Source organism: Azospirillum sp. CT11-132, assembly GCF_047302835.1.
Lineage (GTDB): Bacteria > Pseudomonadota > Alphaproteobacteria > Azospirillales > Azospirillaceae > Azospirillum.
Window position 1 is genome coordinate 318,949 of record NZ_JBGLZA010000005.1, and the last position, 12,505, is coordinate 331,453.

Annotated in this window: 11 protein-coding genes and 2 pseudogenes; 7 read left to right on the forward strand and 6 right to left on the reverse strand. The window is 63.6% G+C overall.

Features of this window, described 5'->3' with window-relative positions:
• Positions 1–265: 265 nt before the first annotated feature.
• From ACCD06_RS21135 to ACCD06_RS21160, 6 genes and pseudogenes are all read left to right on the forward strand, one after another.
• A pseudogene (locus ACCD06_RS21135) lies at positions 266–679 on the forward strand (transposase); the annotation flags it as partial.
• A 454-nt stretch (positions 680–1,133) separates the two neighbouring features.
• Entirely contained in the window at positions 1,134–1,874 is a 741-nt protein-coding gene (locus ACCD06_RS21140; protein WP_413343286.1) for a class I SAM-dependent methyltransferase, read from the forward strand.
• Positions 1,875–2,104: 230 nt separating this feature from the next.
• Positions 2,105–2,716, forward strand: a complete 612-nt coding sequence (locus tag ACCD06_RS21145; RefSeq protein ID WP_109155752.1) for a TetR/AcrR family transcriptional regulator — start codon at positions 2,105–2,107, stop codon at positions 2,714–2,716.
• On the forward strand, positions 2,713–3,969 hold the full coding sequence (locus ACCD06_RS21150) for a glycosyltransferase (RefSeq protein WP_413343288.1): 1,257 nt from the start codon (positions 2,713–2,715) through the stop codon (positions 3,967–3,969). Before ACCD06_RS21145 ends, ACCD06_RS21150 begins: the two co-directional genes overlap by 4 nt.
• Before the next feature lie 154 nt (positions 3,970–4,123).
• Complete coding sequence (locus tag ACCD06_RS21155) at positions 4,124–4,621, forward strand: GNAT family N-acetyltransferase (RefSeq protein WP_413343290.1); 498 nt, start codon at positions 4,124–4,126, stop codon at positions 4,619–4,621.
• Between the two features lie 310 nt (positions 4,622–4,931).
• Positions 4,932–5,330 (forward strand): MmcQ/YjbR family DNA-binding protein, encoded by a 399-nt coding sequence (locus ACCD06_RS21160; protein WP_247871139.1) that lies wholly within the window; start codon positions 4,932–4,934, stop codon positions 5,328–5,330.
• Here the strand turns inward: ACCD06_RS21160 and ACCD06_RS21165 are convergent.
• Positions 5,310–5,858 (reverse strand): transposase, encoded by a 549-nt coding sequence (locus tag ACCD06_RS21165; protein ID WP_413344064.1) that lies wholly within the window; start codon positions 5,856–5,858, stop codon positions 5,310–5,312. The two genes, ACCD06_RS21160 and ACCD06_RS21165, sit on opposite strands and share 21 nt — an antisense overlap.
• Positions 5,746–6,192 carry a transposase gene (locus ACCD06_RS21170; RefSeq protein WP_413343293.1) on the reverse strand — a complete coding sequence of 149 codons (447 nt, stop codon included), beginning with the start codon at positions 6,190–6,192 and terminating at the stop codon, positions 5,746–5,748. Before ACCD06_RS21170 ends, ACCD06_RS21165 begins: the two co-directional genes overlap by 113 nt.
• A gap of 89 nt (positions 6,193–6,281) precedes the next feature.
• Here ACCD06_RS21170 and ACCD06_RS21175 point away from each other — a divergent pair.
• Positions 6,282–7,052, forward strand: a pseudogene (locus tag ACCD06_RS21175) (IS30 family transposase); the annotation flags it as partial.
• 479 nt (positions 7,053–7,531) lie between these two features.
• Here ACCD06_RS21175 and ACCD06_RS21180 read toward each other — a convergent pair.
• The 4 genes from ACCD06_RS21180 to ACCD06_RS21195 all read right to left on the reverse strand — a co-directional run bounded on the left by ACCD06_RS21180 (position 7,532) and on the right by ACCD06_RS21195 (position 12,473).
• A complete protein-coding gene (locus tag ACCD06_RS21180; protein ID WP_413343295.1) occupies positions 7,532–8,740 on the reverse strand; it encodes a CoA transferase in 1,209 nt (402 codons plus the stop codon).
• A gap of 74 nt (positions 8,741–8,814) precedes the next feature.
• A complete protein-coding gene (locus tag ACCD06_RS21185; RefSeq protein WP_136702894.1) occupies positions 8,815–9,567 on the reverse strand; it encodes a glucose 1-dehydrogenase in 753 nt (250 codons plus the stop codon).
• Positions 9,568–9,703: 136 nt separating this feature from the next.
• Positions 9,704–10,663 carry a LysR substrate-binding domain-containing protein gene (locus tag ACCD06_RS21190; protein ID WP_413343297.1) on the reverse strand — a complete coding sequence of 320 codons (960 nt, stop codon included), beginning with the start codon at positions 10,661–10,663 and terminating at the stop codon, positions 9,704–9,706.
• 106 nt (positions 10,664–10,769) lie between these two features.
• Positions 10,770–12,473 (reverse strand): acyl-CoA dehydrogenase family protein, encoded by a 1,704-nt coding sequence (locus tag ACCD06_RS21195; protein ID WP_413343299.1) that lies wholly within the window; start codon positions 12,471–12,473, stop codon positions 10,770–10,772.
• Between the last annotated feature and the right edge of the window lie 32 nt (positions 12,474–12,505).

Sequence of the window (12,505 nt, forward strand, 5' to 3'; positions counted from 1 at the left end):
CTGCGACATTTTGTCCCATCGATTCCGAGGAACGCCTCCTGTCGCGGCAGCTGCGACGTGGATGCGTCGGTTACCGCCGCGCTGGTGGGCGCTGGGTTGACCATGACGATATGGCCGGGCACAAGCGCCTTCTTATGCGATGTCGCATAGTCCGCGCCCTATTTCCATAAGGCGCCTTATGTGTTTTTTTGATGTAGGCGGGGTAGGTTCTATTCTGAAGTGCAACTTTCTTGTAATCACAGGGCTTTACGGGTCGTGAGCGCTGATGGGTGAGCATTATTCGCAGATCGATTTCGCCGAGCGCCGCCGCATCCAGGATATGCGCGACGCCAAGATGCCGGTGACGGCGATCGCCGAGGCTTTGGGCCGTCACCGGTCGACCATCCACCGGGAAATCCGGCGCAACTTCTATCACGACCCGTTTCGAGATCGCTGGGGCAAAGAGTACAAGTGCTACTTCTGCACCAGCGCCCAGAAGTATGCCCGTGATCGACGCTCTCGGCGTAGATTGAAACTGACGCTCAAGCCGGTTCTGCGCGACCACGTGATCGCCAGGCTGCGGGAAGGCTGGTCGCCACAACAGATTGCTGGCCGCCTCAAGCTGGATGCTTCTGATGGCGCGACAGTGTCGCACGAGACGATTTACCGCTTCATCTACGGTCCAGAAGGCCGAACCCTTAGGGATCGTTTCCAGAACCTCGGCGGCACCTTCGGCGCAATCCTCGGGTTGATCTTTGGGAACGCAGAGATTGCGTTCCATAAGACTCAGCATGCGCATGAGGGGGCGGTCAGAGCCAATTGAGAATGAGAAATTCCCTTTGGTCCGGTTTTTTCGGCGCAACGCCGTCAGGAATCCGCCTCCCTCAAGCGTCGGCGCGTCTTTGTCATGGCATGAACGGAGTTTATGACGATGCCGCGCTCTTGACTGTGCCGGGGATTTCGCAGAAACATTGTTCATGGTCGAAACGGACACTCACATTGTTGCCCGGTTGGCCGGCATCCCCAAGGCGGGGTGCCGGGATGTCGACCACGCACGCTGAACATGCGGATCGCCAACCCTGACCTCGTCGCTCGCGGACGAGGTCTTTCGGCTTTGAAACGTGCCTCGTCCTCCCGTCCCTGCGGAGATGAACATGGCGCAGAATATCTACGATAATCCCGATTTCTTCTCTGGCTACAGCCAGTTGCCTCGGCAGGTACATGGGCTGGACGGCGCACCCGAGTGGCCGATAATCCGGGCCATGCTGCCTGCGTTGATCGGCAAGCGCGTGTCCGACCTGGGCTGCGGCTTCGGATGGGTCTCACGCTGGATGCGCGCGCAGGGCGCGGTCTCGGTGCTTGGCCTCGATCTGTCGGAGAACATGATCGCACGTGCCAAGGCCGATACCCAGGACCCCGCCATTGAGTATCGAATCGCCGATCTCGAGACGCTGGAACTTCCCGCGGCGGCTTTCGACATCGTCTTCAGTGCGCTGACCTTTCATTATATCAAGGACTTCCAGCGCCTCACGCGCATGATCCACAAGACATTGGTTTTCGGCGGAGATCTGGTCTTCACGATTGAGCATCCGATCTTCATGGCTGCGGCACATCCTCATTGGATCGCCGATGAAGACGGCCGTAAAACTTGGCCAGTCAACGGCTATTCGGTCGAGGGCGAGCGACACACGGACTGGTTCACGAAGGGCGTGCTGAAGTATCACCGGACACTCGGCACAACGCTCAACACGCTGATCGCTGCCGGCTTCAAACTGCACCGGGTCGAGGAATTCGCTCCGACGCGCGAACAGATTGAGCATTCGCCTGAACTGGCCGAAGAGCTGGAGCGGCCGATGATGCTCCTAGTCTCGGCTCGAAAGACAGAATCGCGTTGAGAGTCTAGCTGGTCGTGCTGCTAGAACGGGCGGCTCGCGACTGCCTGCTCCCCCTGCTAAGCGGAAGGTCCGACATTGGTTTCCGAACACCTATCTGTGACGGCAAGGTTTTCATTCCGAGATCGGCAAGCGATCTCTGGCGGTTGAGCAGGCTTGGCAATCTTCCCCTTGCGGAATATGTGAACGTCGTATAAACCTATACGACGTTCACTTTTTTTGGGGGCTTGTCCATGTCGGGACTGCGCGAACGCAAGCGCATGCAGACCCTGGACCATATCGCGCGCATCGCCTTCGCGCTGTTCGAGCAGCATGGCTACGAGGCCGTGACGATGGAGCAGATTGCAGGCGAGGCTCAGGTCGCTAAGGGGACCCTGTATCGATATTTCCCAGTCAAAGAGGCGGTGCTGGCACACTGGTTCCACGCCGAGCTCGCTCATGACATGCAGTCTTTCTCGCCGCCCCTTTTGACCGAGGGTGGCTTTGCGCAGGGCGTGACCGTGCTGCTGCATGCGTCGGCGCAGTGGTGCGAGACGCATCGGACCTACTTGCCTCCATACCTGCGCCATCGCTTTCTTGCCATCGGCTCGCCCCAGCCGGAACCGGCCGGAGTGACACGCAGCGATATCGTGGACGCGTTCGAGGCGCTGGTGCAGAGGGGGCAAGGCAGCGGTGAGTTGCGCACGGACATGTCTTCCCGACAGTTGGCGGCGTCGTTTCACCATTTGTATCTCGCCGCCATGCTGCGTTGGCTGAACCAGCCCGAGCTGGTGCTGCAAACCGAATTCGAGGCGGTGGTGGCGCTGTTCCTGCAAGGCGCGACTGCCCGACATGGCGCGCCATGATCGAACCGGACGATGCCATGAAGCTTGTCGTGATCACGTATGGCACGGAGGGCGACACCCGCCCCCTGGTCGCGCTGTGCCGGGCTCTGATGGACGCCGGGCACCGGGTGCAACTGCTGGCGGACCGAAATACCTTGTCCACTGCGCATGCCCTTGGTGTGCCCGCTACTGCGCTGGCGGGTGACATCCGCGGCACGCTCGACGCCGACAACGCGATCGGCAAGGTGGTGGCCGACGGCCATTCGCCGGGGCGAGCCGCGCGGGCGCTGGCAGGCATCGCGAACGCGCATGCGCAGGCCTGGCTGAAGGCGCTGGTGGAGGCTGGGCAAGGTTGCGACGGGATCGTGATTTCCGGATTGGCAGGGTTTGTCGGCCTATCGGCGGCGGAGGCGCTGCGGGTGCCGGCGATAGGGACGGGAATGATCCCGTTGACGGCGACGGCGGAGTTCGCTCATCCGTTCCTTCCCCCGCGCTTGGTGCCGCGATGGCTGCGCCGTGCCAGCCATGAATTCGTCAATGGCATGCTGTGGCGCGCCTTCCGCGCAGCCACCAACTGTGCAAGGGCGTCAGTTTGTGGGCTGCCGCCGCAGCGTACCTTATGGAAAGGGCATCCGATGCTGTACGGCGTGTCGCCGACGCTGATGCCGCAGCCGGCGGATTGGCCCGGGTATGCGATGGTGTGCGGGCAGTGGGTGCATGAGACTCAAGATGTGACGCCGCCGGCGGGGCTGGCTGATTTTCTCGCTCAAGGCGAAGCGCCGGTCTATGTCGGCTTCGGTAGCATGATGGGATTTAATCCTACTCAGGCTCGAGAAGCCATTGTTGGCGCGCTGGCGGGACGCCGTGCGGTGTTCCAACCCGGGTGGAGCGGGATCGAGACCAGCGGGCTTCCCGACCATATTTTTGTGGTGGGCGAAACGCCGCACCAGTGGTTGTTCCCCAAAATGTCGGCGGTAGTCCATCACGGTGGCTCCGGTACCAGCCACTCCGCGGCACGCGCGGGAGTGCCGGCAGTGGTCGTGCCGTTCGCCGGGGACCAGCCATTCTGGGCCGATCGTCTGTGGCGGCTTGGCGTGGCGCCCGAACCTGTCCCGGCACGACAGTTGAACGTACAACGGCTACGGCGGGCCATCGATGCGGCCCAGGACGCGAGGATGCGCGCGAAGGCCCGTGAAGTGGGTGAGCGAATGCGCGCGGAGCGCGGCTTGGCTGTGGCGGTGAACAAGATCGAGCGCTTGCTATCGCGCACGTAGCGCCGGCTGGGACGCGCGCGCTGTGAACAAGCTCTAAGATGCATTTCATCAACACGGGATGTTGCGCTTGCACAATCATATCATCTCAATTCTCGCAGAACCGCTATCCACAATGGAAGCCTAACAGTTAACGAATGATCATCGGAGCAAAACCATGCAAATCCGTTCAGAACGTCCTGAAGATACGGATGCAATCCGAAGCCTGACAACCGCAGCATTCAGGGATATGCTCTATAGCAGTCAGACTGAGGCTATGATTGTCGATGCTCTGAGGGACGCTGGCGCATTGACTATTTCGTTAGTTGCCGTCCAAGACGGTGACTTAGTCGGTCATGTCGCCTTTTCCCCTGTTGCAATCAGCGATGGGTCGAACGGATGGTATGGCCTGGGGCCAGTCTCCGTTCGACCGGATCAGCAACGGAAAGGCATTGGCCTAGCACTGATCCACGAAGGTTTGGATCGTCTCCAGCACATCGGGGCGCAAGGGTGCGTGGTGCTCGGAGACCCCGGTTATTACAGCCGGTTCGGGTTCAGGAACGACCCCCACCTTCGGTATGCCGATGCCCCACCGGAGTACTTCCAATGCTTGGGATTCACAGCAACTTTTCCAAGAGGCGAGGCTTCCTATCATCCCGGCTTCGGTGCGAGTTAGTACTCTGACACATTCAGAAGATTCACCGCAAAGCCAAGGTACGGCTGCACCTTCCGAATGCTTCTGAGCACTATGGAGGCAACGTCAATGAGGTCGTCGGCCGCTCCATTCACCTGCTTACCGAAGCGGCCGTCCTCATCGTCACAAACCACTCAATGCGTTTTGGAAACATGGGGTAACCGCGGGTGGCTGTTCTCCTAGTAGCCTGCGCCGGACGGAGCTTTACGTATATAGAACGATACGAGCCGTCTGGTTCAGTCCTCCAGGCGTTGGTCACCACACCGGCCCGTCGAGTATTCACTAAGCGCGAGTGCTGGAGCCGCTCTTCATAGAAGAACCAGCGAATGATACAATAGGCGCCATGCCAAAACACCCAATCGAATACCTGCGCGCGATATGCCTTGCTCTCCCAGAAGCGGTGGAGAAGGAGGCATGGGGCGATCCGACCTTTCGGGTGCACGACAGGATCTTCGCGATGGAGAAGCGTGGTGACGGGCGCATCTCGCTCTGGTGCAAGGCCCCGCCGGGGAGCCAAATGATACTGGTCGGTGTCGATCCGGACCGCTTCTTCGTGCCGCCCTATGTTGGGCACAAAGGCTGGATCGGCGTTCAACTCGACAGTCATCCAGACTGGGGCGAGATAGCTGCGCTGGTCAGACGGAGTTACCGGCTGGTTGCGCCGAAGCGCTTAACGGCGCTGATTGAATGACGGAACGGGGTCAGACGGCGGAAGCAGACTCCGTCTTCGACGCCCGGCCCTAGCGTCGCCCGGCGGCCCCTCCATGTTTAAGGGATGGTTTTCAGAACGCGCTGAGGCGGTTGGCGACGATGAAGATATCCGCCGCGGTGAGCAGCGCGAGTATGATCCGCGCCAACCTGTCGTGTCGTCGATCCAAGCGTTTGTTCGCCAGCAGCCAAGCGCAGCCGTGCTCGACGACGCTTCGGACCTTGCGGAGCCCCGAGCCGTGGGGCTCGCCGACCTTTTGCGGATGTGCGGCTGGACTCCGTCGCGCAAGCAGAGCCAGCGGTTGTCGGCGCTGTCGTAACCCGCGGCCGCGTAGAGCCTGCCGATGGCGGCGCAGACGACCTGGGCCAAGCGCAGCAAGTCGGGGAAGAGCATGGTGTCATGCACGTTGGCGGGTGAAGGGATGACCGCCAGCGGCAGACCGTCGGTCGAGACGACCACGTGGTACTTGGTCCCGGGCTTGCCGCGGTCGGTCGGGTTCGGGCCGGTCAGCTCGCCGCCCCGCTTGGCCCGCACCGAACAGCTGTCCACCACGACATCCCATGTGGCGGCGTCGGGGGCCGGAGCGCGCCATGCGGACGAGGACGGCATGGACCCGGCGCAGCACCGCCGTCGTGTGCCACTCGTCCAGGCGGCGGCGCAGGGTGGAACCCGAGGCGCGCCCATCTGTGGCCTTCAGTTCCCGCCATTGGACGCCCTCGCGCAGAAAGAAGCCGAGCGTCCGGATCACCTCCAACGTCGGCACCGGCGGGCGCCCTGGACCAGGGTGCCGGTTCTCGATCCGGTCGATGATGTCGGCCACCAGCTCTACCGCCTGCGATTGCATGTCCACTCCGATGACGAAGGCACGAGAACCAGCAGGCGGTTACCTGATCGCGCTCGCAGTCAAACCGCGGAGAGTTCTGGAAACCGGGCCTTAATCTCTATGCGCTTTTGGCCGTCGCCCGGCGTCGGCGTCGCAAGCGCATGGGGCGCAAACCACGCAACAGTCCGGTCCCCGCTGAGCGCTCTATCGCCAATCGTCCGGCCGAGGTGGAGACCCGGCAGAGTTTCGGGCACTGGGAATGTGACTTGGTGATCTTCAGCCCTCAGTTCGGCAAATCCAACATCACGTCTCGTCAGGATCGTCAGAGCCGATACCACATCCTCATTGCCAATGAGGATCGCCGCTCAGCCGAGGTGATTAGCCGGATCGCAACGGTGCTTGGCAAATTTCCACATCATGCATGCCGGACCATTACTTTTGACCGGGGAACGGAGTTCCTGTCATACAAAAGCCTATCGTTGGACAGTTATTTTGCAATCCGCACAGCCCCTGGCAAAAGGGTGGTGTTGAGAATGCCAACGGACGTTTGCGGCGATATTTGCCTCTGGGCGTCCCTGTAGCGGAGCGCAATGGCCCAGCACTTGCCGCCCTCGCGAAGCGGCTCAACGATACGCCACGCCGCTGCCATGACCACAGGACGCCAGCCGAAGTCTTTGCGGCCAATCTGGTGGCTTCGAAGATCGAGTGGTGAATACCAGCTACGCCTGAGCGCCATGAGAGGCCGTGAAACCAGCAGCCCTCCCCTGCCCCGCCGCTCGCACCGGTGGGTCCACAGGCTTGATCCGCCATCGCGATGGCGGCGCGCGGATCAAGCCTATGGGCTCCCGGTACGAGCTCTCCTCTCCCAACATGATGGCTAAAAAGCTGGACACCCGATCAACAAAAACGTGTTGTCGCACTTCAGCTTGATTCCGCGGGCGGCGCACCGCACAGCGGCTCCGGGGCTTGACCGCACTGCCGAGCCGAACCCGAACGCATCCATGCCAGATATGCCGAAGAAGGCTGGCAACCAGGAAGCTCGACCAAGCCAAAGCCACTGCCACTGACAGTCCTACTTTGCGCAAACCACTGACACTTCCACCCGGTTGCAACATGACGTGTAAATCCAACACCAACTGTCACGAACGCCGGGGACTCATTCGAACGGGGGCGTCAATTCTCGGTGGTTGGGGGCGCAACCACCGAGAATTAACATTGCCTGTAGCGAAGATTTGATCGGATCTTGCCCTCTACGATCTGATTTGCGCCACCAATCGCAGCAGGAGGCGGAGCGAGTATCGCGTAGCACTTCGGCAGATAGCCGCGCGCCCCGGTCATAGGGCCGCATCCCACTCTCTCCTCATGCCATGGTGATACCGGCATCATGAAGTCTACCGATCTCCGCGGAAGGCAAACCCAGCAGATCGGCCAGCACCGCTTCGGTGTCCTGTCCCAGCCGGGGCGCCGGACGATGATCGGTGCGCTCGCCCAGACCGGGAAAACCGAGCGGCGATCCCGGAACCAGCAGCGACCCGACGCCGGGTTGGTCGATTTCGCGGAACAACGGGTTAGCGATGGAGCAACGTGCGTCTTCCGCAACGAGCTGGCCGAAATCGCGGTATGGGCCCCACAGCACCCCCGTACCGGTGAACGCGCCTTCCACCTCCGCCAAGGTGCGCGCGGCGAACCAAGGGGCGAGCACGGCGGAGATTGCATCCCGGGCCAGAAAGCGCCCGCCCTCATCATCCATGTCCACGCCCATCAGTGGGCCGATCATCGCCAGCCTGTCTCCAAGCCCAGTCGCCTTGCCGAGCGCTTTCCACTGGCGGTTGGAAATGGCGACGACCATCGCCCGCCGTCCATCGGCGGTGGCGAAATCCCGGCCATAGGCGCCATACAGGTCATTGCCCATCGGCGGACGCACGGCGCCGTTCACCCGCACGTCGGCGAGGTAGCCGAGATTGCCGACGGTCGCCAGCATCACGTCGGCCAGCGCCACCGTCACCTCCTGCCCCCGGCCCGTGCGGCGGCGATGCCGTTCGGCCGCAAGCAGCCCGGTGGCGAGATAGAGGCCGGCCGCCACATCCCAGGCCGGCAGCACATGGTTTACCGGCTCCCCTCCCCGGCCGGTCGCCATCGGGAATCCACCAGCGCAGTTGACGGTGTAATCGACCGCCGCCGATCCGTCGGGATTGCCGGTCAGCCGCAGCATGATCAGGTCCTCGCGCTTGGCGGAAAGCGCCTCATACCCCATCCAGCCGCTGGCCGGCAGGTTGGTCAGCAGAAAGCCGGCATCCTCGCCCGACGCGGTGATGATGGCCTGGGCGATTTCCCGCCCCTCCGGCTTGTCGAGCGCCAGGGCGACCGACCGCTTCGCCTTGTTGAGAGCCGTCCAATAGAGGCTGGTGCCGTTGGGCGCCAGCGGCCAGCGCCGGTAGTCGATGTGGCCGCCGATGGGATCAATGCGGATCACCTCCGCGCCCAATTGGGCCAGCGTCATGCCGCCGAGTGGAGCTGCGACGAAGGCCGACACCTCGACGATGCGCAGATCGGAAAGTAGCGAGGACATGGCAAGGGGATCCGCTTCGCAGGAATGAGATTGAAGGGATTAGCGCCGGGAAGGGGCGCAGATGCGCCCCGGCCTTACACGCACCGCCCGCCGTCGACCTCCAGCACCACGCCGGTGATGAAGGAAGCCTCGTCGGAGGCAAGATACAGCGCGGCATTGGCGACGTCGGACGGTCGGCCCAGGCGGCCGAGCGGGACGATGCCCATCATGGCCGCCCGCTTCTCCGGGGTATCGCCGCCCATGAAGGTGGCGAGCAGCGGCGTTTCGGTGGCGACCGGAGCCAGCGCGCAGACCCGGATGTTGTCGGGTGCCAGCTCCAGCGCCAGCGACTGGGTGATGTTGTGCACCGCGCCCTTTGTCGCGTTGTACCACACCAGCCCCGGACGCGGGCGCAGCCCGGCGGTGGAGCCGAGATTCAGGATGACGCCGGACTTCTGCGCCCGCATGGTCGCCACCACCGCCTTGGAATAGAGGTAGATCGACTTGACGTTCAGGGCGAAGACGCGGTCGAACTCCTCCTCGGTCACATCCTCGAACGGACCCTTGGCGTGGGTGGAGCCAGCATTGTTCACCAGGATGTCGAGGCGCCCGAACTTTTCAACCGTCGCGGCGATGGTCATTTCGACATCGGCGGCCTTGGTCACGTTGGCGGCGATGCCGATGGCGGACTGGCCCAGCCGCTCCGCCACTGCGCGTGCGGCGTCGCCGTTGATGTCCACGACCGCCACGCGGGCACCCTCGCGCATGAAGGTCTCGGCCATCGCAAGGCCCAGGCCCTGCGCCGCCCCGGTAATCAGGGCGACCTTGCCGTCCAGGCGCTTCGTCATTCTCGGTTCCTCCCAAAGGTTTATGTGATGATGGGGGAGGCTATCCGGGCCGGACGGGTCGTGCTATGGACCATCCGTCATAACTGCTATCAGCGCCCAAAGCATATCAGGGTGGAAGGTGCGGAGCCGGGCGCCGTCAGGGCGCACTGTTCTCCCCCGCGCTGCCGGGAGCGACGACCTTGCCCTTCAGCACGCCATTGGCGACGCATTTGACGACTTCGGCATGGATCAGCCGCAGCAGGGCGCGCGTCGCCTTCGACACCGGCTGATGCAGCGGTGTCGCGGTGACAAGCATAGCATGCATGTCCTTCGACGTGATCTCGCGCGCGACCAGCCGGCCCTGGTGCACCTCCCGGTGGACGGCGCCGAAGGGGAGAATGGTCGATCCCATTCCCTCCTCCACCAGCTGCTTGATGGCGGTGACGGAATCGATCTCCATATCGACCAGCAGATTGATATCGGCACGACGAACCGCCGCGTCCACCACGCGACGCAGCCCGTTTTCCAGACCGGGCAGCACGAAGTGCAGATCGCCCAACATCTCCACCCCGACTGGCCCGTCGTCGCCGACCTCCGCCTCCTTCGCGGACTGGACCAGAAGCAGGTTTTCCACCAGCAGGGGCGACGACAGCATGCTGCGTCCGCGCCGCGCGTCGTAGAGAACGGCGAGATCGAGCCTCCCGCCCTCCACCCACTCCAGCAACGTGCCGCTGAACACCTCGTGGATGCGCAACGTGGCGTCCGGATAATTTTGGTGGAAGCGTCGGGCGAGCGGGGCGCCCAGCGTGGCGCAGATCGACGGCGGAAGCCCCAGCGTGACCGATCCGGTCAGCCGTTCCGACTGGTCCTGGATTTCCTCCTTGATCTCGCTGAGCGCTCCCAGCAGGTGGCGCACCACGTCGTAGAGCTTGCGCCCCTGCTGGGTCAACGAAACGCCGCGGCCATGGCGATAGAACAGGCTGGTGCGCAGCTCGTGTTCCAGCTTCTGGACCTGCCGGCTCAGCGCCGGCTGGGTGATACCCAGCTTGACCGATGCCTTGGAAAAGCTGCCAAGGTCGGCCACCTGAACGAAATAGCGCAGTTCCAGAAGTTCCATCGCGGGCAGCCTTGTCTTTTCGGTCCTCCCCGTCGGATAGCGAATACGCTGGTATGGCACAAGCGTAGTCGCCACAGGTCAGTTCCTCCCGGCCGGCCGGCGGTTCTCAGTTGCGGCGCGACAGCAGGCCGCGGGCGACGACCTGGGCCTGGATTTCCGCCGCACCCTCGAAGATGTTCAGGATGCGCGCATCGCACAGCACCCGGCTGACCGGATATTCGACGGCATAGCCATTGCCGCCATGGATCTGAACCGAATTGTCGGCGTTCGACCAGGCGACACGGGCGGCCAACAGCTTCGCCATGCCCGCCTCGATGTCGCAGCGGCGGTCGCCGTCCTTCTCGCACGCGGCGAAATAGGTCAGCTGGCGGGCGATCATCGTTTCCACCGCCATCCAGGCCAGCTTGCCGGCGACGCGTGGGAAGGCGGCGAGCGGACGGCCGAACTGGACGCGCTCCTGTGCATAGCGCAGGCCGAGTTCCATTGCGTTCTGCGCCACGCCGACGGCACGGGCGGCTGTCTGCACACGGGCGGATTCAAAGGTCGCCATCAGCTGCTTGAACCCTTGGCCCTCGACGCCGCCCAGCAGGTTTTCGCGTGGAACGGCGAAACCGTCGAAGCCGATCTCGTATTCCTTCATGCCGCGATATCCCAGCACCGGGATCTCGCCGCCACTCATGCCCTCGGCCGGGAACGGGTCTGCCTCGGTGCCGCGCGGCTTTTCGGCCAGCAGCATCGACAGGCCGCGGTAGCCGGGAGCGTCTGGGTCGGTGCGCACCAGCAGCGTCATCAGATCCGACCGGCTGCCGTGGGTGATCCAGGTCTTCGCCCCGGTGACGCGATAGGTGTCGCCATCCAGCACCGCACGGGTGCGCAGGCTTCCCAGGTCGGAGCCGGTGTTGGGTTCGGTGAATACGGCGGTTGGCAGGATCTCGCCCGACGCGATGCGCGGCAGCCAGCGCTCGCGCTGCTCGGCCGTGCCGCCCATGCGGATCAGTTCGGCCGCGATCTCCGCACGGGTGCCGAGCGAGCCAACGCCAATATAACCACGCGACAGCTCCTCCGTCACCACACACATGGCGAGCTTGCCCATGCCCAGCCCGCCATCTTCCTCCGGCACGGTCAGGCCGAACACGCCCATTTCAGCCATCTGCTCGACGACCTCGAGCGGGATCAGCTCGTCCTTCAGATGCCAGTCGTGGGCATGAGGCTCCACCGCGTCGGCGACGAAGCGACGGAACTGGTCGCGCACCATGTCCAGCGCCTCATCCTCCAGCGCCGCCTCGCCGAAGCCGCCGCCATGCAGCGCATCGGCCAGCAGCTCGGCGATGCGCAGCCGCAGGCCGGACGCGTTGCCGGCGGCCATCAGCCGGCGCACCGCGTCTGTGCGGAAGGCGTCCCGCTCCTCCTCGCCCAGGGCGAAGTCGGCCGGCCGGACGATCTCGCCCTGGCTCATCGCCAAGCCGCCATCGAGTTGGGCCAGATACTCGCCGAACGCCGCCTGGAGCATGGACGCTTCCAGTTCGCCCAGCCGGCCGGCGCGGTCCAGCCGCTCCGCCCAGCCCCGCATCTGGCGCAGCGCCTCGGCATAGGTGGCGACCCAGGCGAAACCATGCGCCGCCACCTGATGGCGATCAAGCAGGGCTGCGTCCACGCGGCCCTCCGGCGCCACCAGCGCCGCGACGCCGCGCTCAGCCGCCTCGGCCAGCCGCGCCACCGCGTCGAGCGCCGAAGCTGTGGCCTGCAACAGGTCGGGAAGCAGAAGCGGACGGGCTTCGGACGGGCTGTCGGTGCTCAAGGTGGAAGACATCGGCGTGTTTCCCCGGTGTTCGTTGTACGATG

Coding starts and splice junctions, on each gene's coding strand:
- ACCD06_RS21140 (WP_413343286.1), top strand. CDS start 1,134: ATGGCGCAGAATATCTACGATAATCCCGATTTCTTCTCTGGCTACAGC.
- ACCD06_RS21145 (WP_109155752.1), top strand. CDS start 2,105: ATGTCGGGACTGCGCGAACGCAAGCGCATGCAGACCCTGGACCATATC.
- ACCD06_RS21150 (WP_413343288.1), top strand. CDS start 2,713: ATGATCGAACCGGACGATGCCATGAAGCTTGTCGTGATCACGTATGGC.
- ACCD06_RS21155 (WP_413343290.1), top strand. CDS start 4,124: ATGCAAATCCGTTCAGAACGTCCTGAAGATACGGATGCAATCCGAAGC.
- ACCD06_RS21170 (WP_413343293.1), bottom strand. CDS start 6,192: ATGCAATCGCAGGCGGTAGAGCTGGTGGCCGACATCATCGACCGGATC.
- ACCD06_RS21180 (WP_413343295.1), bottom strand. CDS start 8,740: ATGTCCTCGCTACTTTCCGATCTGCGCATCGTCGAGGTGTCGGCCTTC.
- ACCD06_RS21185 (WP_136702894.1), bottom strand. CDS start 9,567: ATGACGAAGCGCCTGGACGGCAAGGTCGCCCTGATTACCGGGGCGGCG.
- ACCD06_RS21190 (WP_413343297.1), bottom strand. CDS start 10,663: ATGGAACTTCTGGAACTGCGCTATTTCGTTCAGGTGGCCGACCTTGGC.
- ACCD06_RS21195 (WP_413343299.1), bottom strand. CDS start 12,473: ATGTCTTCCACCTTGAGCACCGACAGCCCGTCCGAAGCCCGTCCGCTT.